20 protein-coding genes and 1 pseudogene are annotated in these 18,969 nt (G+C 50.8%); 6 read left to right on the plus strand and 15 right to left on the minus strand.

Annotated elements, in window-relative coordinates; translation table 11 throughout:
• The first annotated feature begins 58 nt into the window (after positions 1-58).
• The gene (locus C5523_RS15590) at positions 59-466 is read left to right on the plus strand and encodes a hypothetical protein (protein WP_223878701.1); all 408 of its coding nucleotides are present in this window, start codon (positions 59-61) and stop codon (positions 464-466) included.
• A 26-nt stretch (positions 467-492) separates the two neighbouring features.
• On the opposite strand, the gene C5523_RS15595 is transcribed toward C5523_RS15590, so the two are convergent.
• The 5 genes from C5523_RS15595 to C5523_RS15615 all read right to left on the minus strand — a co-directional run bounded on the left by C5523_RS15595 (position 493) and on the right by C5523_RS15615 (position 3,673).
• On the minus strand, positions 493-843 hold the full coding sequence (locus tag C5523_RS15595) for a hypothetical protein (RefSeq protein WP_108701472.1): 351 nt from the start codon (positions 841-843) through the stop codon (positions 493-495).
• Between the two features lie 414 nt (positions 844-1,257).
• Entirely contained in the window at positions 1,258-1,650 is a 393-nt protein-coding gene (locus C5523_RS15600; RefSeq protein WP_108701473.1) for a hypothetical protein, read from the minus strand.
• Positions 1,651-1,861: 211 nt separating this feature from the next.
• Positions 1,862-2,338, minus strand: a complete 477-nt coding sequence (locus C5523_RS15605; RefSeq protein WP_108701474.1) for a toll/interleukin-1 receptor domain-containing protein — start codon at positions 2,336-2,338, stop codon at positions 1,862-1,864.
• Positions 2,338-3,285, minus strand: coding sequence for a caspase family protein (locus C5523_RS15610; protein WP_108701475.1), 948 nt, complete (start codon positions 3,283-3,285; stop codon positions 2,338-2,340). The genes C5523_RS15605 and C5523_RS15610 overlap by 1 nt, the downstream gene beginning before the upstream one ends.
• Before the next feature lie 16 nt (positions 3,286-3,301).
• On the minus strand, positions 3,302-3,673 hold the full coding sequence (locus C5523_RS15615) for a TIR domain-containing protein (protein WP_108701476.1): 372 nt from the start codon (positions 3,671-3,673) through the stop codon (positions 3,302-3,304).
• Positions 3,674-4,884: 1,211 nt separating this feature from the next.
• Between C5523_RS15615 and C5523_RS15620 the strand changes: the two are divergent.
• Positions 4,885-5,163 (plus strand): annotated as a pseudogene (locus tag C5523_RS15620) (MFS transporter); the annotation flags it as partial.
• On the opposite strand, the gene C5523_RS15625 reads toward C5523_RS15620, so the two are convergent.
• Positions 5,160-5,765 (minus strand): TetR/AcrR family transcriptional regulator, encoded by a 606-nt coding sequence (locus C5523_RS15625; RefSeq protein ID WP_039079390.1) that lies wholly within the window; start codon positions 5,763-5,765, stop codon positions 5,160-5,162. The pseudogene C5523_RS15620 and the gene C5523_RS15625 sit on opposite strands and share 4 nt — an antisense overlap.
• A gap of 143 nt (positions 5,766-5,908) precedes the next feature.
• On the opposite strand from C5523_RS15625, the gene C5523_RS15630 reads away from it, so the two are divergent.
• Entirely contained in the window at positions 5,909-6,310 is a 402-nt protein-coding gene (locus C5523_RS15630) for a RidA family protein (RefSeq protein WP_079496650.1), read from the plus strand.
• Between the two features lie 22 nt (positions 6,311-6,332).
• Here C5523_RS15630 and C5523_RS15635 read toward each other — a convergent pair whose 3' ends face one another.
• Positions 6,333-7,010: a DUF1963 domain-containing protein gene (locus C5523_RS15635; protein WP_108701477.1), complete on the minus strand. Its 678-nt coding sequence runs from the start codon at positions 7,008-7,010 to the stop codon at positions 6,333-6,335.
• 290 nt (positions 7,011-7,300) lie between these two features.
• Here C5523_RS15635 and C5523_RS15640 point away from each other — a divergent pair, with 290 nt between their 5' ends.
• Positions 7,301-7,807 carry an ATP-binding protein gene (locus C5523_RS15640; protein WP_108701478.1) on the plus strand — a complete coding sequence of 169 codons (507 nt, stop codon included), beginning with the start codon at positions 7,301-7,303 and terminating at the stop codon, positions 7,805-7,807.
• 49 nt (positions 7,808-7,856) lie between these two features.
• On the opposite strand, the gene C5523_RS15645 is transcribed toward C5523_RS15640, so the two are convergent.
• Positions 7,857-8,645: a phosphotransferase gene (locus C5523_RS15645; RefSeq protein WP_108701479.1), complete on the minus strand. Its 789-nt coding sequence runs from the start codon at positions 8,643-8,645 to the stop codon at positions 7,857-7,859.
• A gap of 56 nt (positions 8,646-8,701) precedes the next feature.
• Positions 8,702-9,583: a LysR family transcriptional regulator gene (locus C5523_RS15650; protein ID WP_223878702.1), complete on the minus strand. Its 882-nt coding sequence runs from the start codon at positions 9,581-9,583 to the stop codon at positions 8,702-8,704.
• Positions 9,584-9,685: 102 nt separating this feature from the next.
• Between C5523_RS15650 and C5523_RS15655 the strand changes: the two genes are divergently transcribed.
• Positions 9,686-10,699, plus strand: coding sequence for an aldo/keto reductase (locus C5523_RS15655; protein WP_108701480.1), 1,014 nt, complete (start codon positions 9,686-9,688; stop codon positions 10,697-10,699).
• A gap of 97 nt (positions 10,700-10,796) precedes the next feature.
• On the opposite strand, the gene C5523_RS15660 is transcribed toward C5523_RS15655, so the two are convergent.
• Positions 10,797-11,990 carry an MFS transporter gene (locus C5523_RS15660; RefSeq protein WP_108701481.1) on the minus strand — a complete coding sequence of 398 codons (1,194 nt, stop codon included), beginning with the start codon at positions 11,988-11,990 and terminating at the stop codon, positions 10,797-10,799.
• 113 nt (positions 11,991-12,103) lie between these two features.
• On the opposite strand from C5523_RS15660, the gene C5523_RS15665 reads away from it, so the two are divergent.
• Positions 12,104-13,060, plus strand: a complete 957-nt coding sequence (locus C5523_RS15665; protein WP_108701482.1) for an AraC family transcriptional regulator — start codon at positions 12,104-12,106, stop codon at positions 13,058-13,060.
• Between the two features lie 20 nt (positions 13,061-13,080).
• Here C5523_RS15665 and C5523_RS15670 read toward each other — a convergent pair whose 3' ends face one another.
• The 5 genes from C5523_RS15670 to C5523_RS15690 all read right to left on the minus strand — a co-directional run bounded on the left by C5523_RS15670 (position 13,081) and on the right by C5523_RS15690 (position 18,654).
• Complete coding sequence (locus C5523_RS15670; RefSeq protein ID WP_108701483.1) at positions 13,081-13,761, minus strand: ABC transporter substrate-binding protein; 681 nt, start codon at positions 13,759-13,761, stop codon at positions 13,081-13,083.
• Between the two features lie 112 nt (positions 13,762-13,873).
• Complete coding sequence (locus tag C5523_RS15675) at positions 13,874-15,106, minus strand: MFS transporter (RefSeq protein ID WP_079496658.1); 1,233 nt, start codon at positions 15,104-15,106, stop codon at positions 13,874-13,876.
• Positions 15,107-15,431: 325 nt separating this feature from the next.
• The gene (locus C5523_RS15680; protein WP_039079399.1) at positions 15,432-16,970 is read right to left on the minus strand and encodes a DHA2 family efflux MFS transporter permease subunit; all 1,539 of its coding nucleotides are present in this window, start codon (positions 16,968-16,970) and stop codon (positions 15,432-15,434) included.
• A gap of 10 nt (positions 16,971-16,980) precedes the next feature.
• Positions 16,981-18,171 (minus strand): efflux RND transporter periplasmic adaptor subunit, encoded by a 1,191-nt coding sequence (locus tag C5523_RS15685; protein WP_039079400.1) that lies wholly within the window; start codon positions 18,169-18,171, stop codon positions 16,981-16,983.
• Positions 18,172-18,198: 27 nt separating this feature from the next.
• A complete protein-coding gene (locus C5523_RS15690; protein WP_071196112.1) occupies positions 18,199-18,654 on the minus strand; it encodes a MarR family transcriptional regulator in 456 nt (151 codons plus the stop codon).
• Positions 18,655-18,969 lie beyond the last annotated feature (315 nt).

Raw genomic sequence — 18,969 nt, forward strand, 5'->3', positions numbered from 1 at the left:
GTGTGGGCGTCACAAACTTTAAGTTTGTAATTACCCCGGCCACAAAGTGAGGTGTGACATGAGTAATGATCGAGAAACGTTAGAAAAAATTCTGGGTGGAAAAATCGAGCAGTCGAACACTAGAAATATACCTGGTGTTACGATTGTGGATGGGCAGCAAGTTGTTTATTTTTCGGACGATGGTAAAAACAAACCCCGAAAACAATTTAATAATATTACGTGCTTTTCTGAGTCTCCGAATGCTGTTCGCGGAGGGGTAAATGATCGCGGGTGCAAAGTGACCCCACCCTCGGGGCCTATTTTTACGCGATTTCCTAACATGGTGATCTTGACGGTTGGAGAAAAGATATTGAGGCAGGGGCCATTGGTCTTGGTCTATTATCTGTGTGGACATGCCCACTTTTTTGAGAGTAGAGTGTTAACATGGAGAGCTAAATATATATTCTCAACTCCTCCTGGAACATAACTAAACTGGTCAATTTATATCTTTATCTAACCGACATTATCATCAGATGTTGGCATTGCAGTGGATGAGGAGGAAGTGAAGTCTTCATCAAAATGGCTTAAAAAAGTTTCAGTCAAGTGCCCATGATAGTACGCATAGGCCACTCTACTAATTGCGGCGTTCTTCGGCTTAATGATACAGAATGTCAAAACGCCATTTCTCACTAGTGGCTCAAACCATGCTTTTGAGTTCCATTCATCTGCTTTGTGAGTATAGTATTTTTTATCCTTACTTCTCACCCAGGTCGTAATTTTCCCTTTTGGTTCATCTTGTTCAATAGCTTTGTTAAATTTATTCAACAAGGTCTGAGGATTAGAGCAAATAAAATCAATAGACATCTTTATTTCTCCTTCGGCGGTATAGTTAATATATGGTAACTTTTACAGAGTCTCTTATAGATGGAATGCTGGTAACAACTATCTATAGTGTTTGGTTTGATTTTAACATCTATATGTTGATATTTCATTAAGCATGTTTACAATTTAATTGATTTGGGTCAAAGTTAAATCTAAATGTCGGGAGATCACTTAAAATTTGAATAGCATTGATTCTTAAGTGCATGATAAAGCGTTTGCATGTTTAAGTCTGAAACGAAATCCCATAATGACATGGGGATAATCTTATAATATGAAGATCCCAATCGGTTTAGAGCATCAACTGAGGTTTGTTCCATTGTGTCAGTTAAACATGCAAACAGCGAGTATCACTATTTGAGTTTTCTAATAATCTCGACGGAAGAAGTATAACTGGTGTTACCGGACATTTCTTTCCCTGAGCAACGTATTTATCTCATTTAATGCATTAAGTTGCCTTTGTTCAAACTCAGTCGGTTGATCCGCTTTCGAAAGTGAAGCAATTCCTATAAAAAGACTTCCAATACCAGTTACAGCACTCACCGCATCCATTTTGTCGTTTATGTAATACCAAACAGCAGCAAATAAAAAAATAAAAGTGCAGATTACTAGTCTTTTTAACGTAGAATGGAATTTCGACTTTCTTTCGGCTTTAAGTAATTTTATACGATGTACTTCTTCCAACACTAGCTCATCATTATCACAATGAATTAGTAGTTTGTATGGATTGTTGTTCGAATGATCGATGATATTTACATCCCCGTTAACATCTCTCGCCTTGAAATCGCGCATGGAATAGCCTCAACTTCCTGATCGCTTCATATGATAGCTATGTAATTATATTAGGATTTTTTTATTTTTAAATATTTAGTGCGTGATCTTTACAGAAAATTACCAATGTTTTTATATGAATATTTTAAACTCTGTTGATTAATGCATTTATATAAATAAATTAAGCCAGCAAATTATTATTGCTGGCTTTTATTGCAAACTAAGGATTGAGTTACTGCCCTAACTTCCTTCTCAGTTGATTATAAAAGTCATGTGTGGAATTTTTACGAGAATAGCTTTCCTGACTTACTTTTCTTCTCTCTTGAAGAACTTGAGCCGTGTTTTTAGAAACTTCCGCATAGTAATCAAGTTCTTGTTGGTTTCTTAAGTATGGCCATTTTTTCAAAAACTCTGGTGGTATTATAGAACCACCTGCATAAGTTGCAAGGGGATAGTCTTTTTCTGAGGCAACACCTATTTCCCAAGGTACCCACCATGACTCCCTTGTTCTCTCAGATATTACAGCAAGTAATTGAGTACAACTTGACAATCTGTCCTTAATATATCGAGCTAAATCCTCACCATCAGAGATATTTGTATCAATTAAGTCAAGATAACAATCAATTCGATGTGTGTTTTTCAACCTTTGCTCTATGTCTCTGGCTAGAGCTGAATCACTATGCTGATGAGATATAAATACCTTTATCATTAGATCAATCCTTTTTCAACTAGCTTTCTATAATGTTCACCGAGCCCTGTTAGCTTAACGGTTTTACTTTCCATAGCTGCGTGATACATATGTGGTGCACCAACAGGGACTAGAAGATTTACCCGGTTATAGCTCTGCAAAATAGCAAACAATGCAGTTTTGTCAGGATCAGGATTTTTACTTTCAGGTTCATATTCGGGGGCAAGTTGATACTCCTCTCCTGGGTAGGTGAAGAATTCAGTTATGCGACGCAGAGCCTGCAAAGCTAGAGGAGGCTGAATTGTTCTTAGCGAAACGAAAGATTTTACATTAGTTTTAAAGAGAGGTCTCTGAGACCATGCTCCAAGTGATTGATCAATATGTGCATATACTCCACCCGGTGTAATTTGGCCAATTAAATTTGCCGCAGCCCCTCCTAATGCATCTATCAAAAGGCTCGTAAATACCCCTGATCCATTTTCTTCTGAAGCATACTGATCAGCTGTTGATGCTGTTAGAATTGTCATTCCTTCAGTGAGTTCAGATATCTGTGCTTGTCCTACCCGCTGCGCAACAACGCCACTGTGGCAACTATCCAGTATGATGATTTTGTTTCTGAAACCAGATTGATTAGCAAAAGTCATTATATCAGACAACGATAATCCGTCGTCGCCGGTTTCAGTATCGCTAGCGCAAAGATAACCGCCAGTAGATTCGATGTATCCATGCCCAGCAAAAAAGAGTAGCGCGATTTCACCATCCCCAGAAAAGAGCGCTTGAATTTCTTGACGAAGCTCTCTTTTTACTACTGGGCCGTTGTTACTTGTTATGAGACGAACTTGAAAATTTACGGAAGAGTCAGCATTGCGTGCAAGCATTGTTTTTACATCAAACGCATCATTAACACACCCGTGAAGTGATGAAATGTGCTCATAACTATCAATACCTATAACTAGAGCTTTTCGCATGATTCCACTCCTTAACTCAAAGCGAATCAATAAATTTCGTTATGTTATCCCATGTCCATGCAACTGTTGAAACTGAGTTAAGCTGGGTCTTGTCTTCTTTACTAGCCCAAATGGCAAGAATAGGTTTCCCTTCTTCTTTAGCACACTCTATCTCCCATTTCTGCCCTGAGGAATCGAGGGAGTTTTTACTTACTAATACGATGACACCATCAGAACGTCTGATACGTGTTCTGACTTTAACTTTCCATTCCGAATCGTATGCCTCTTTAACGGACATATCTACATATTCAAAAGTTGATTTTGTTAAAAGTGATTGACCTTTAAGGAAGTCTCTAGATCTTTCATCTTCGATAGCAAATGCAACAAAAATCACTTTTTTAGTAGTCATTTAATTATCCTTTTAAAATCAATTGGTTGGTTTTTGGTTGTGTTAATAGATCGCTTATATCTGACACATTGATAATATATAACTTGTGATATTGCAATATCCAATTCATAAACTTGATCATCTTTAGTTAGCCTTCATAGGCTTTTGAAATATCGATTATTATTGGAAGCCAGCTATTTGTCTAAGGTTTATATAATTTATTGTTGGTATTGTAACTGCAGGTTATTATTTTAAAGGTATTGATAATCAATTAATGATGATTGTTTCAATGTTATTTTTTAGGTGTATGTGTTGTTTTTATTAAACATTATAAAATTGCAATAATAAATTAACTAATGTTAATTAATGCTCATGCTGATAATAGCCTCAAGATTATTAATATTTTTGCAATTGTGACAAATTATACTCACTTCAATATGGCTGCTGTTGATTGCACTCCCATTTGTATTCGAAATTTTTTCTAAAATTAATTTTACATCGCTGTCAACGACCTCATCGATTTAACCATATTCTGAACAGACAGCATAGATAATTGATTTTTGTATCCTGTTTTTTATCGCAATGAATTTACTTTTGCTATCTATTTTTGTAATTATATTTATGTTGCGTAAGTATTCTAAAGACCGATAAACGGTTATTGGCTTTGCATTTTTATTATACGTTTTTAACATCCCAGGTATTCATAGGCTTCTATATCTTTCTTTTTTGCTCGAAAAATAAAAAGATAAACCATTTGTCTTAGCAGAGTAAAGCGGAAGTTTTTGCAATTTTGAGCTTCATAGAGTTCCCGTTGTAAACGTCCCTGCAAACCGTTCCAAGCTTTGACTGATGAGATACACAAAGAGCATTTTAAAGTACTGGCAACTAGAGTTAATAGCAACGCGTGGTGGGGTCATGCCACACTGGTATGTTCGGTGAGATAATCACCGATTAATTCTCAGATTCGATAATGTCCGTTCCTGGCACAAAGCGGACAAACCGACTGAACAAAAGGCCCGCTATGAGCGAACATCTCGCGTTATATGCAGACCTGTTTTTACACTGCCCGTTGCCGAATTTCACCGGGCAGGCCGTCAAAACCTCTGAACTCACGTGTAATAAAGCTCTTCTCGTCAGGATCTTTTTTGATGCCAGATTTGCAGGATCGTAAATCGCAATGAGGCCAGATATTTCAGGGGTTCTGCAGGCTGCTTAACCAGTATTGCGGCAACACTGGCCGTGTTGCCCCGGCATTTTCAGGAATGATTGCCGGAGTGACCAGCTCGACATTACAAATCAGCACTGCGCTGAGCGTCGCCGTCATTGGCGGCATTTTTTACAGCATGCTGGATACCGATAAAAGCGGAGCCAATATCACGCATGCCTTTATCGTGGCGCTTCTGGCGATGGCGGTATGTCTCGCCGCAGGCGCCGGGCTAAGTATCCGGCTTATCCGGCGCGCCTCTGGTCTCCCCTCAGATCCGGCCAGCCGCATCCCGCAGCGATCTTAGTGCGATTCGCCTGAATGATGACGTAACCCGCTGGCAAGCAGTGTAAACACCTTAATAACGTCTGGCAGTCTCTTTTGCGGAGCGTCGCTCGCGGCTATCAACAGTGCAGCATTGAGCGCCGCTCCGTTCAACAGATGCGCAGCGGCCGTTGCATCCATCTCTTTGACGACCTTGCGTTCAATCATGCTTGTCAGGGTTTGTCGGGTGGATTCAAGGCAGCTATTCTGGCTGGGCCATTGAGCGGGATCGCCCAGGAAAGCCGGGCCGTCAAGCAGGACAATACGCCTCACTTCGGGGTCCAGCGCCATCTGAATGTAGGCAATGCCTTCGGCCAGCAATCTCTCCCAGTCATCGCTGGCTGTTGCGGCAGCGGCTTTTGCGCGCTGAGCCATTTCGCTATCTATCTGGGTGACGACCGCGGCAAGTAACCCCTTTTTATCGCCAAAGGTGTGATAAAGCGCACCGCGCGTCAGACCCACACTTGCGGTTAATTCATCCATTGATGCATTAGCAAAGCCTTTTTCTGCAAAGGCCTTACGCGCGGCTGAAATCATTTTTGCGCGATTTTCTTCCATCGCCTCGATTCGGCGGTTAACAGCCATACCCTCTCCTTTTTGACATACATCGCGTATCTCACTTGACATACGTGATGTATGTGATAATTATTACACATACATCACGTATGTTAAATCATTCCATCCTGTATTGCTTCATCTGCGCTATTTATTTGAAAAGAGGAAACCCTATGATTCAACGTGAACCTGTTTTTCCTGCTCATCGCCATGCTCTCTATAATGAACACGGTTATTCCGCCGCGATCCGTTCTGGCGACTTGCTGTTTGTTTCTGGTCAGGTCGGAAGCCGGCCAGATGGCACGCCGGAACCCGATTTTGCCGCTCAGGTGCGACTTGCCTTCGATAACCTGAAAGCGGTTCTTGATGCTGCTGGATGTACCTTTGATGATTTGATTGATGTCACGACCTTTCATACCGATCCCGAGAATCAATTTCCCGCCATTATGCAGGTTAAGCAGTCTGTTTTTCCGCATCCCCCTTATCCAAACTGGACTGCTGTTGGCGTCAACTGGCTTGCAGGATTCGATTTTGAAATTAAGGTAATTGCCCGCATTCCTGCGCATCAGTCATAACCAGAGGAAACAGGTCAATTTATCAGTAGAACTGACATGAAAATCGCCAGACGCCGTCTGGTGATTTGTGAAAATAGCCAATGCCGTTGTCCGCCCACATCCAGTTAACTTTTTCTTCAGATCCCACCTGAAAGACGAAATCCTCAAGCCCGACGCCATGTTGTATTTCCGCAGGGTACCCGCCAACTTTGGTTCCCCCGTAGCGTCTAAAGTCCTCAAAGAAACTGTCACTGGCTGGTTCATCATCGTTTACGGCAGAAAGATCAAGAATATCCCAGGCATCCTCCCAGCCCGGCGCATCATCATTGACACTTAACCATCGCACAGGAAACGCGCGATACGGCGTGGCCAGTTCAGGTAATAACTCAAGCCCATCAAGCGTGGCATATTCACGAATTAGCCAGCCTTCACCATGGGGTTGGTCAAAAGGATGGCTTTCCATATTATGAAAGAGAACCAGAAGAGCGACATTCTCGAGTTGTTCAGGAATAACAGGAAGCTCATCGATACGAATCTGAAGAAGCGGAAACATCGGTTTCCCTCTCCAGACAGGCAGCCCTTCGCCTGCAAGCGATACTCCTTTTAAAAACCAGGAGGTAAGAGGATCTGCACTGGGGCGAAAACCACCGACCTGAGCCACCGATGCGGGGCGCAATTTGGACCTGAGCTCTTCTAAAACTAACGCACTTTCGGATTTCATCTTCGTTGCCTTGCGTATGAGGATATTCTCTTAATATCGGGGATTCAGACCTGCTCATTATATATAAAAATGATTCCCGGAAAGGCCCGGACCAAAGAAGACCTCAGTAAGCCTTTCTCAAAACAGATGACTTTTCACCCTCCCCTGCTAGCTTCATCTGATGATAAAAATCTGTTCAGTATCTTCTTATGCGTTAATTATTATCACCTGCACCTGTCAGGTGGGATAACGCTCGTCATTTTCCCGCCGGTAAGGCGGGCCTTACCGGTAATCATCCAGTGAGGCAAAGCATGAATACGGATACACCTGTCAAAGCAGTAAAACCAACCCTTCACCTTTTATGTGGAAAAATCGCTTCGGGTAAATCCACGTTAACTGCAAGATTGGGGGTATCGCCGGGCACGATTATTATCAGTGAGGACACGTGGCTGGCTGCGCTCTATAAAGATGAAATACAGTCCGTCGCGGCGTATGTGCAGTGCGCAGCAAAGCTCAAAAATGCCATGAAGCCACATCTGATATCCTTACTGAACGCTGGTGTATCGGTCGTTCTGGATTTTCCGGCAAATACACGGACGAATCGTGAATGGATGATGGATATCATTACGGCGTCGGGTGCTAATAATTGCCTGCATTATCTCAACGTCTCTGACGATATATGCAAAGCCCGTTTACGCGCCCGTAACGCCGAAGGCGCGCACGATTTTGCAGCGACAGATGAAGAGTTTGAAATGATAACGCGTTATTTCACAGCACCGAGTGCAGATGAAGGGTTCACTATTATTGAATACAGCTAAATAGTGAACCTGAGCCGTCAGCAGACGGCTTTTTAATGCCCGTATTTATTCAAAGCATTTTCTCTATGTTATCTAACCAGTCGGGAAGATGTTCTTTGTACCAGTTAAGATACAAAGGAAAGGTTGATTTTTTCCGCTCATAAAGCAGCGTAATCACTTCGGTGACGATCCATGCTTTAGCAATAGCCATTTCTCTCGCCAGCGCTGTGGAATTACGCTGACCCGATAACTGGCAATAGCGTTCGGCAAGATCAGTAAAGGCGTGTTTCGCTCCCATTCCTTTTATAAGGGGAGCCAGATCGATGGCCGGGCTTCCTCTTCCAAATCTTTCCCAGTCGAAAAGCACAACATCACCGTTCGCTCTTCTTCCCCAATTACCGGCATTGCTATCGCCAGAAATCAGGCTCTGATAACCAAACAAAACATCACTACACTGCCGGAAGTGCCGAAATTGTCGTGCACTTTTGTCGGGTAATGCCAGGAGCAGAAGAGCGTGCTCAAGCGCGGAGTCTGACCATGCATGGTTGTGGTAAAGCCATTGCGGACTGGCGGCGTATCGATGTAAGTTTCCCAGCGTAGCGAGTATTTCATCTGCGCAGACTTCATCCTGGTCAACCTCACGGGGGATATATTCCAGTCTTAGCCTGCGTAACTCAGGATCGGCAGATAACAGTTTCGGCACGGCAACGCCTGCGTGGGTGAGTGCATTGGCCGCCTGTTGATAAAAATGGTACTCCACTTCACCAACAGGACATTTCTCGATGAACTGATGACCCGCTTCATCCACAAGAAGCGCCACTCTGGCTACCCCCATCCGGGATAGATTTTCAACTGACATAGCTCACTCCCTCAGTGGGTATTTTTCTGGTACTCCGGTGTTTAAAGCGATGGCATTTATGCGCGAATAAAATCGACAAAGGCCCGCAACGCGGTCGGCAGATTCCGCCGCCCGGAGTAGTAGAGGAAAAATCGCCCCGGCGGCGCGCTGAAGCTATCCAGTAGAGACACCAACCGACCCGCGGCTACCTCTTCTCTCACCATCGCCTCGTAAACGTAAGCAATGCCTGCACCGTCGCGTGCAGCCTGAATCATTAACATATCGTCGTCGAACACCAATGGGCCAGCAACAGCAACGGTCAGCGATTTTCCTGAGACCAGAAATTCCCAGTGATAATGGCGGCCACTTGGAAAACGACGGCAAACACAGGCGTGATCCAGCAGTTCGTCCGGCGTTTTCGGCGCGTCACGCAATTTCAGGTAAGACGGCGCCGCAACACAGACAAAGCGCTGCGGCGGACCGACAGGAACAGCCACCATATCTCCGGCCAGGCTTTCGCCAAAACGGATACCCGCGTCAAAGCCACTGTCCACGATATCAGCCAGGCCGTCATCAGTCACAACGTCAACTTTTACGCATGGATACTTCGCCACAAATCCCGCCAGTATCGGGGCCAGCACCAGCCAGGCCGCAGGACGCGGTACATTCAGACGCAGCGTGCCTGCGGGTACCGCCTGTAATGCCGTCACGTCGGCGAGCGCATCGGCGACATCACGCAAAGCAGGAGCGAGCCGGGCCAGCAGGCGATGGCCTGCCTCGGTGGGCGTAACGCTGCGGGTGGTGCGGTGGAGCAGACGCACGCCCAGTCGCTCTTCAAGTCCACGCATGGCATGGCTCAGGGCCGAGGCAGAGACACCCCGCTCAGCGGCCGCTTTACGGAAGCTGCGATGCCGTGCCACGGCTTCAAAGGCGTCAAGTTCATGCAGATCGATTGTCATATTGATGAGAATTATTCAGTAGTTCATCAAACATAACACGGCTTATCGCCTGCTATCTACCGTGACACACTGGCGCCGTCTACTTGATTGAGGAGTTAAACCATGCAGCACAGAAAACTGGGGAATGCCGATTTCACTATCTCACCTATCGGGCTGGGAACCTGGGCCATCGCGGGGGCGGGCTGGGAATTTGGCTGGGGAGCGCAGGATGACGAAGAAAGCCTGTCCGCGCTGGAATACGCCGTGGAACGCGGCGTGAACTGGATCGACACCGCCGCCGTTTACGGTCTGGGTCATGCCGAGGAAATTGTCGGAAGACTGCTGCGCCGGGTGCCAGCTTCGCGCCGTCCGTTAGTCTTCACCAAAGGCAGCCTGGTCTGGGATCCGATAAGTCGGCAGATTTCGCACTCCCTGGCACCGGATTCGTTGATTCGGGAGATTGACGCAAGCCTGCGCCGCCTTCGGACAGAAACTATCGATCTGTATCAGATCCACTGGCCTGCCTTCCCGGCAGATGGCCCGGATGACGGCATTGAGGCGGCGCTCTCGGTGCTGGCCAAGGCTCGTCAGCAAGGAAAAATCCGCGCCATCGGCGTCTCCAATTTTGACGTCACACAACTCAAGCGCGCCCAGGCCGTTACGGAGATTGCCTCACTCCAGCCGCCTTATTCAGCACTCATGCGCGAGGTCGAATCCGACATCCTGCCCTTCTGTGAGCAAGCGGGAGTCGGCGTCATCGCCTATTCCACCCTGCAATCAGGTCTGCTAAGCGGCGCGATGACGCGTGAACGCATCGCCCGCCTCCCCGATGACGACTGGCGCAAAACCCGCAGTCCGGACTTTCGGGAGCCACGGCTGACCCAAAACCTTGCGTTGGTGGAGACCTTCCGTCGGATTGGCGATCGCCACGGGCTGACTCCCGCGGCGGTGGCGATTGCCTGGGTGCTGAGACAGCCTGCTATATCCGGTGCGATTGTCGGCGCGCGCCGCCCGGCACAGGTCGACGGTCTGCTGGGGGCTGCCGGGTTCAAACTGAGCGAGGACGAACTGGCTGAAATCGCGCCGTTTCTGCCCGAAGGCATGGGCACCAACGTGCCAGAAGAAACGGCGTCCTGAATAGCGTCCCTTTATCCTTAACGGAAAAGGTCGCCACTGTCTCACTCAGCGCTTTGGGCTGTTCATCCGGCACAAAGCGCGCTCTTTTGCCGGGTATTTATACGGCGACCGGTTTTGTCCGCACGCCGATAAATACAATGAACATCGCCGTCAGCAGCAGTAACCCGCTGCCGGTGAAGACACCGCTTGCCCCGCTGACGTCGAATATTGCCCCACCGCCTGCCGCGCCCGCGCCAATGGCAAGCTGCACCGATGCCACCAGCAGCCCGCCCGCGCTTTCCGCCTCATCCGGCACGGTCGTCGCAAGCCAGGTGCTCCAGCCTACCGGCACCATGCCAAAGGCAAAGCCCCACAGGGTAACCAGCAAGCCATCCAGCAACGCCAGATGCCCAAACAGCACCATCGCAACCGCCATCAGCCCCATTCCAAACGGCACCAGCGCCAGGGTCAGATGTAAATTGCGCGATAGCAGATGCCCGGCGAGGGAGGTGCCGACAAAGTTTGCCAGCCCAAATCCCAACAGGATCAACGAAATGCTCTCCACACTCACCTGCCCGACAGTCTCCAGAAAAGGTCGCAGATAGGTGAAGAAGGCAAAATGGCCGCTGAAAATCAGAATACTCGCCAGCATCCCGCCCACCATGCCCGGTCGACGCAGTACGCGAAACAGTGCGCTCAGGCTGCTACTGTGTTCCGGTTTCATGGATGGCAGCACCCATAATTGCCACAGCAGCGCCAGCGCGCTCGGTGCGGTTGAAAGAAGAAAGACATTACGCCAGCCTATAATGCTGCCCAGATAGCTGCCGAGCGGTGCGGCGACGACTGTTGCAACCGACACGCTGGAAAAGATAATCGCCAGCGCTTTTGGCACCTGGGCGATGGGTACCAGCCTTAGCGCTGTGGCGGTCGACATCGCCCAGAAGCCGCCAATCGCCACGCCTAACAGCAGACGCCCAAGCAGCAATACATGCAGCGAGGGGGCAAAAGCCACCAGCAGACTGGAGATGATTTGCAATACCGAAAAGAAAATCAGCACCCAGCGACGGTCAATATTTTTCGTGGCGGCGGCAATCAACAGCCCACTCAGCAGTGCCACCAGTGCCGTGGCGGTCACCGCCTGCCCGGCCATCCCTTCGCTTACCCCCAGACTCGCCGCCATGGGCGTCAATAAACTGGCGGGTAAAAACTCGGCGGTAATCAAACCAAACACCCCAAGCCCCAGGGAATAGACGGCTCGCCAGGCGGGCTTTACGGGCGCAATCCCCTCTCTCGCCGCAACATCTGCATTCATTTGTTCTCTCCCGTCATAAAATGTGACCTGTGTCGCAAAGCATAGGAAGTTCCCCACGGACGATCTATGACATATAATCTCCAATTATTGATAATTCGTCCGGAGTTGTAGCGATGGCGGTTCAGACACCCGATCTCATCAGCGAGTTACTGCGCGGTATGCGCCTTTCTGGCGTGAAATACCGCCGCTTTGAGGCTAGCGCGCCGTTCGGTTTCGCCTTCGACGCCGCGCCCGGTAAAGCCCAGTTTCATTTCGTCAGCCGTGGCCCGGCGGTACTACGGATGGAGAGCGGTACCCGTTTTGCGCTCAACAGCGGCGATGCGCTGTTTATTCCCAACGGCAACGCTCATGCGCTGCTCTCGGATGACAACGCGACGGCGACGCCGGTCTCCGCATTTCACGGCGAAGCCATTTGCGGCTCGGTCTGCCAAATCACCTGCGAACCCTGCAAAGGCAGTGAAAACGTGGTGATATTCAGCGGATGTATGGATTTCGAACTGGGCGGGATGCAGCCGCTGATTAAAGCGATGCCGGAAGTGATGATGGTCAGTAAGCTGATGTCAACCTGGCCGGAAATTCACCCCTTGCTTGCCGCCATGGAGCGCGAATCAATGACCCGTCAGGTCGGGTTTGCGGGTATCCTGGCGCGGCTGGCGGATGTGGTGGCAGCGCTGATTGTACGTGGTTGGGTGGAAGCCGGTTGCGGCAAAGCCACCGGCTGGGTGCAGGTGCTGCGCGACCCACGGCTAAGCCGGGCGATTTACGCCATGCATCAGCAGCCGGGCATTAACTGGAGCGTGGCGGACCTGGCAAAAGAGGCAGGAACATCCCGCTCTGTCTTTGCTGAACGTTTCCTCTCTGCCACCGGTAGCACCCCGGCAAAATATCTCAGCGAGCTACGTATGCGGCTGGCGATCCAGTACATTAGCCATGAAAACCAGGCTATCGAAACCGTAGCGCTGCGACTGGGCTATGGTTCGCTCGCGGCATTCAGCCGGGCCTTTAAGCGCATTGTCGGCCACCCGCCGGGCGCCCTTCGCGAGGCCGCCCAGTCACAGCCGGAGTTATGAGGGTTTGCACCGGTTAAAGACTACTGGCGCATATGTCCGGCAATCATTTCTGACAAGGTGTTTTCTTCCCCCAACCGGGCGAGCCGTTCTGTTATGGTATCGAAATACCGATCATCGGCTTTTGCCACGCAGATGGCCTGTTGAATTTCGGTGAAATCATCCGGCAACACGCGAAAGCCTGGATTGTTTTGGGCTGCGGCCTCAAGCGGCTGGCGAATACCGGCGGCCATCTCACCTTCCCCCGCTAAAAAAGCATCAATCGCCGCCTGGGAGGATGAAAGGCGGTTTAGCGTTGCATGATGTAACTCGCGTGATAGCCAGAGGTCATAGGCCGCATTCTTACCCACATTAATGACGACACCCGGCTTATCCATGTCGCTAACGCTTCGCCAGTCACTCTGTTCGCGCACCAGCAAGGTCCCTTTAATGGTGATATAGGGGGACGTAAAGCGCAGGCGATCCTCGCGTTTGGGATCGATTGCCAAAAAGGCAATATCCCAGACGTCCTGACCGGCGTCCTCAACCACCTTCCCGGCGGCAGGATAAGTGATGAATTCCGGGCGGCAATGCAGATGACGGGCGATATCTTTTGCCAGTTCGACGGTGATACCTGCTGGCTGACCATCAGGCGTCAATGAGGCCAACACAGCATTACCTAAATTGATGGCAAAACGCAGGGTGGGTAACGTTTCATCTGACATGAGCTTCTCCTGTGCGCAACGCGGTGTGATCGGTTCTCCCGTCAGGAAAAGATAGCAACAGGCCGTTCGTCATGCGCGGGCAATCTGCAATTGAATTGCCCGCGCCTTATTGCTACGCCCCACTTTCCAGCCGCTGGCGCTTACGAAGATTAGGGAACCACTTCATCCATAGCGCCACCACCACCAGCGTACCGATACCACCAATGGCAGCCGCAGGCACGGCACCAAGCCAGGCGGCAAGCATCCCGGACTCGAACTCACCCAATTGATTTGAAGTATTGATAAAAATGGAGTTCACCGCGTTGACGCGCCCGCGCATCTCATCCGGCGTGTCGAGTTGTACCAGCGAGCCACGAATGACCATGCTGACCATATCACAGCCGCCGAGCGCAAAAAGCGCCAGCAGCGACAGCCACATCCAGCTCGACAGCGCAAAAACCAGCGTGGCAACACCAAACCCCGCCACACTCATAAACATGATCATCCCGACATTGCGCTTAAGCGCACGATGGCTTAACCAGAAGCCCATCAGCAACGCCCCTACGGCAGGGGCGCTACGCAGCACACCCAGGCCAATGGGGCCGGTGTGCAGCACATCGTGAGCGAAAATCGGCAGTAGCGCCGTTGCCCCGCCCAGCAGGACGGCAAAGAGATCGAGGGAGATAACCCCTAAGACATCCGGGCGCTTACGGATAAAATCGACACCGGCAAACAGTGAGGAAAGCGTCGGCGGGGTACGCGGCGGCAGCGCCTGCTCATAGCGCAACGTCAGCACCAGCATTAACGAGAGCAGATACAGCCCCGCCGTCACCGCATAAACCACCTCCGCACCAGCCGCATACAGGAAACCGCCCAGCGCAGGCCCGACAATCTGCGCCGCCTGGCCGGATACCGCGTTGGCGGCCGTAGCACGCGGCAAAATCGAGGTGGGCACCAGCGCAGGTAGCATTGAGATCATCGCCGGTGATTCAAGGGTTTTCGCCGAAGAGATAATAAAAATCAGCGACAAGATCACCCCAACGCTGGCATCCCCTTTCCAGGTCAGCCAGGCGAGGAGCGCAATGGCCGCCCATTCCAGTATCTGGCCAAACATCACGACCCGACGGCGATCAAACTGGTCGGCAATGTGCCCGGCGGGCAGTGCGAGAATAACAGAAGGGAAAAATTGCACCAGGCCTATCATGCCCAGCCAAAAGGCACTGTGGGTTTGCGAATAGATTTGCCAGCCAACGATGATAGACAACATCTGAAAGCCGAAGCTTGAGCTGGTGCGCGCCAGCCAGAACGAGACGAATGAGCGATGTTGCAGTAAACGGCCATCGTTGCCGGACAACAGTGGTGCCATAGAAAATCCTATAAAAGTGGTAAGCCAGGGCATGATGTTTGCCCGGCGGTGATTCCTGGTTCCCGTTTAGTGAATGCTGTAGCACCTGGGATACGCATAGCATTATTCAGTACATGTCAGTTAAGTGGACCAGGTTCCGTTCACGAAGACTCATGCGAACTCCGTCACGCTCACCCTCGTGAACGGGTAAAGGGGGCCACCGCGGCCCCCTGCACCATCCCCGCGGCCCCATCGCTGTTCGCCACGGGTTTCATTGCCTCCAAAATGGCTGTGTCGTGAACGGAACCTTTCCTTCTCGCTAATATAACGTCCCTTCCCACTCTTATTAATGCCCCGCCGCTGGCGCTGCCCCCGGCGCACCGGCGCGAATAAACGGCGGTTTCGCAAACCAGATAATCACCACCAGCACCATAAACCCCCACCCCAACAGCCAGAAATAGTCGATGGTCGACATCATATAGGCCTGCTGTTCGATGGTTTTATCCACTGCGGCAAGGTGCTGCTGCGTGACGCCACCCATCTTATTGAGGTAATCCATGGCAGGCGGGTGATACACCGAGACACTCTCGGTCAGATTCGCATGGTGAAATACCTCACGCCGCGACCACAGCCAGGTCGTCAGTGACGAGGCAAAAGAACCTCCCAGCACGCGGAAGAACGTCGCCAGACCGGAGCCTTCCGCCACTTCATTGCCGTGCAGGTTCGACAGCACAATCGTGGTGATCGGCATAAAGAACAGCGCTACACCGATACCCATAAACATCTGCACTTCGGCGATAGTGCGAAAATCCACGCTGGTGTTGAACTGCGCACGCAGCAGACACGACACCCCCATGGTCAGGAACGACAGCGACGCCAGAATCCGCAGATCGACCCGGTTGGCATAACGCCCCACGATAGGCGTGAGCAGCAGCGGCAGGAAGCCCATCGGTGCCGCCGCCAGCCCCGCCCAGATCGCGGTGTAGCCCATCTGGGTTTGCAGCCACTGCGGCAGAATAATGTTGATGGCAAAAAACGCCGCGTAACCGAGCATCAGTGTGGTGGTGCCGATGGCGAAGTTACGGTCGGCAAAGAGCCGCAGGTTCACAATCGGATGGCGCTCGCCAAGCTCCCAAATCACAAAGGAGACCAGCGCAATAGCTGAGATCACCGACATAACAATGATCTCGGTCGACGAGAACCAGTCGAGATCGTTGCCTTTATCCAGCACCACCTGCAACAGACCCACCCCCAGCACCAACAGCATAATGCCGATGTAATCAATGGGGGCGTGCGTGGTGGTCTCCTCACGTTCGCGCAACTGCGTCCACACGACGATGGCCGCAAAAATACCGATCGGCACGTTGATATAAAAAATCCACGGCCAGGAGTAGTTATCGGTGATCCAGCCCCCGGTAATCGGCCCGACGATGGGCGCCACCACGGTCACCATCGACAGCAGCGCCAGCGCCATGCTGCGTTTGGTGGTCGGGAAGATAACCAGCAGCAGCGTCTGGCACATCGGGAACATGGGCCCGGCGAAAAACCCCTGCAGCGCACGGAAGATAATCAACTCGGTCATGCTATGGGCAAAGCCGCACAGGAACGAGGTCAGAGTAAAGAGTGTGACCGATCCGACAAACAGCTTCAGTTGTCCAAAGCGCCGGGTAAACCACCCGGTCAACGGCAGTGCGATGGCATTGCAGACTGCAAACGAGGTGATAACCCAGGTCCCCTGGTCCGAACTCACGCCAAGGTTGCCGGCGATGGTCGGCAACGCCACGTTGGCGATGGTGGTATCCAGCACCTGCATGAAGGTCGCCAGCGACAGCGCAATGGTGGCGAGCAGCAGGCTGGGTGGCGTAAAGGCCGCCTTATCTTGCATAACGCCCCTCTTAGCGGCTGTTTGCCGCTACGGACTGACTGTTGTCATGAAGGATTTTCGCCACCATCTGATCGGCTTTATCCAGCGCGTTCTGGTACACATCGGTGGTAAAGCGCGGTGCTGCGACCGTTTTTTGCGGCAGCAGATGGCCTTCGGTGTCGCGGATATCCACTTTGGCAAACATCGACAGCCCGACACGCAGCGGATGTTTCTCCATATCGTGCGGGTCGAGGGTAATACGCACCGGCAGACGCTGAACGATTTTGATCCAGTTGCCGCTGGCGTTCTGGGCCGGCAGCAACGAGAATGCGCTACCAGTACCAATACCTAAGCTCTCAATGGTGCCCTGGTATTCCACTTTATCGCCGTACAGATCGGCGGTCAGGACCACCTTTTGTCCCAGACGCATGGTGTTCATCTGGCTCTCTTTGAAGTTGGCATCCACCCAGACCTGATCCAGCGGGACGATCGACATCAGTGTCGTGCCGGAGTCAACGCGCATCCCCAACTGGACCGCGCGTTTCGCCACAAAACCGCTGACCGGCGCCACAATGGTGCTACGGGCGTTATCCAGATAGCGCTGGCGCAGGGTTGCCACCGCGCTTTTGATTTCCGGGTGGCTGTCGATGACCGTGTCATCCACCATCGCCAGGTTGGTACTCAACGCCTGTTGCGCCGCCGCTAAATCACTCTGCGCCGTGGCCACGGCATCGCGATAGTGCGACATATCTTCTGCCGCAATCGCCCCGCTGGCAAAAATCTTCTGTCGACGCGCGAAGTCGTTCTGCGCGGTTTGCAGGGCCACTTTTTTCGCCGCTACCTGAGCGCGGTAGTTGTCTGCGGTGCTGTACAGACCGCGGACCTGACGCACGGTGCTGGCCAGGTTGGCTTCCGCCTGTTGCAGGGCAATTTGCGTGTCGCTGGGGTCGAGCAACACCAGCGGCTGGCCTTTGGTGACGTAATCCCCTTCATCAACGGCGACCTGGGTGACCGTTCCGGCAATTTGCGGGGTCAGTGTCACGAGGTTGGCATTAACGTAGGCATCGTCAGTGGTTTCGTAATAACGGGCATACAGGAAGTACCATGCCAGGCAACCGGCGGCAATAAGCACCAGGATTACCAGCAGTATGGCGAAGTTGCGCTTACGTTTGCTGGGTGCGCGTTCTGGTTGTGCAGATGACTGTGCAGATGAATTTTGCATCTTTATCGTAACCTTATTCAGGACAACTTAACGATGGGGTTTGGTGGCCTCGTCTGGCAGCATTTTTATCAATAGCTGTACCAGCAGGCGGGATTCTTCTGGGGTCAGACGGGCAGTCAGCGAGCCAAGAATGGAAGACAGCGCTTCGTTCTGAAAGCGATCGCAAATTTTCTGCCCTTTCTCAGTCAGCGCCAGGATAACCTGACGTTTGTCTTCCGGATTGGGGGTGCGCAGGATCAGTTCGCGCTTCACCATCCGCTCGAGCATCCGGCTCATGGCCCCGGCATCCATCAACAAATTTTTGCTGACTTCAAGCGGGCTGTTGAAACCTTTGTAAATGCTGATCAGGACTTTAAATTGCGCAGCGGTGATATCCGTGTCGGCAAAAAAGTGGCTGATAAGCTGGTCTTTAAACTGGTTCGCCAGATGAATCAGTAAGCCGAGATGGAGCTTAGGATTAGGGGTATCTGTAACGTCTTTCATGTTATTTGCCTGGTCAATAATTACAAATGAAATTACTGACCAGGCAAATGTTTGTCAACGTGGTGTCAGCAAAAGAGCACAAATCTATACATTCTGAATGGTGCGTTTCGCGCCGCTGCGCTTATAGCCGGATACTGTTGCGCCGTTTTCGGCGGTCCGGCGGGTCGATTTGCAGACGTTTCAGGGACACAATGATAGGCAGAAATGAGACCCGGCTAAGGGTACCCATCGCACCAGGGTCAAGAATGGCGAGGTTAACGGCCGGGATGTAGCCGATGCACAGCGGCGTGACGATACAGGCAGTATTGCCAGAGA

Source organism: Phytobacter sp. SCO41 (assembly GCF_003073275.1).
Lineage (GTDB): Bacteria > Pseudomonadota > Gammaproteobacteria > Enterobacterales > Enterobacteriaceae > Phytobacter > Phytobacter diazotrophicus.

Bases quoted from the DNA above. Each gene is read 5' to 3' on its own strand.
- C5523_RS15640 (WP_108701478.1), top strand. From the start codon at position 7,301: ATGAATACGGATACACCTGTCAAAGCAGTAAAACCAACCCTTCACCTT.
- C5523_RS15685 (WP_039079400.1), bottom strand. From the start codon at position 18,171: ATGCAAAATTCATCTGCACAGTCATCTGCACAACCAGAACGCGCACCC.
- C5523_RS15680 (WP_039079399.1), bottom strand. From the start codon at position 16,970: ATGCAAGATAAGGCGGCCTTTACGCCACCCAGCCTGCTGCTCGCCACC.
- C5523_RS15655 (WP_108701480.1), top strand. From the start codon at position 9,686: ATGCAGCACAGAAAACTGGGGAATGCCGATTTCACTATCTCACCTATC.
- C5523_RS15650 (WP_223878702.1), bottom strand. From the start codon at position 9,583: ATGACAATCGATCTGCATGAACTTGACGCCTTTGAAGCCGTGGCACGG.
- C5523_RS15645 (WP_108701479.1), bottom strand. From the start codon at position 8,645: ATGTCAGTTGAAAATCTATCCCGGATGGGGGTAGCCAGAGTGGCGCTT.
- C5523_RS15610 (WP_108701475.1), bottom strand. From the start codon at position 3,285: ATGCGAAAAGCTCTAGTTATAGGTATTGATAGTTATGAGCACATTTCA.
- C5523_RS15690 (WP_071196112.1), bottom strand. From the start codon at position 18,654: ATGAAAGACGTTACAGATACCCCTAATCCTAAGCTCCATCTCGGCTTA.
- C5523_RS15615 (WP_108701476.1), bottom strand. From the start codon at position 3,673: ATGACTACTAAAAAAGTGATTTTTGTTGCATTTGCTATCGAAGATGAA.
- C5523_RS15630 (WP_079496650.1), top strand. From the start codon at position 5,909: ATGATTCAACGTGAACCTGTTTTTCCTGCTCATCGCCATGCTCTCTAT.
- C5523_RS15635 (WP_108701477.1), bottom strand. From the start codon at position 7,010: ATGAAATCCGAAAGTGCGTTAGTTTTAGAAGAGCTCAGGTCCAAATTG.
- C5523_RS15595 (WP_108701472.1), bottom strand. From the start codon at position 843: ATGTCTATTGATTTTATTTGCTCTAATCCTCAGACCTTGTTGAATAAA.
- C5523_RS15600 (WP_108701473.1), bottom strand. From the start codon at position 1,650: ATGCGCGATTTCAAGGCGAGAGATGTTAACGGGGATGTAAATATCATC.
- C5523_RS15625 (WP_039079390.1), bottom strand. From the start codon at position 5,765: ATGGCTGTTAACCGCCGAATCGAGGCGATGGAAGAAAATCGCGCAAAA.
- C5523_RS15590 (WP_223878701.1), top strand. From the start codon at position 59: ATGAGTAATGATCGAGAAACGTTAGAAAAAATTCTGGGTGGAAAAATC.
- C5523_RS15660 (WP_108701481.1), bottom strand. From the start codon at position 11,990: ATGAATGCAGATGTTGCGGCGAGAGAGGGGATTGCGCCCGTAAAGCCC.
- C5523_RS15605 (WP_108701474.1), bottom strand. From the start codon at position 2,338: ATGATAAAGGTATTTATATCTCATCAGCATAGTGATTCAGCTCTAGCC.
- C5523_RS15675 (WP_079496658.1), bottom strand. From the start codon at position 15,106: ATGGCACCACTGTTGTCCGGCAACGATGGCCGTTTACTGCAACATCGC.
- C5523_RS15665 (WP_108701482.1), top strand. From the start codon at position 12,104: ATGGCGGTTCAGACACCCGATCTCATCAGCGAGTTACTGCGCGGTATG.
- C5523_RS15670 (WP_108701483.1), bottom strand. From the start codon at position 13,761: ATGTCAGATGAAACGTTACCCACCCTGCGTTTTGCCATCAATTTAGGT.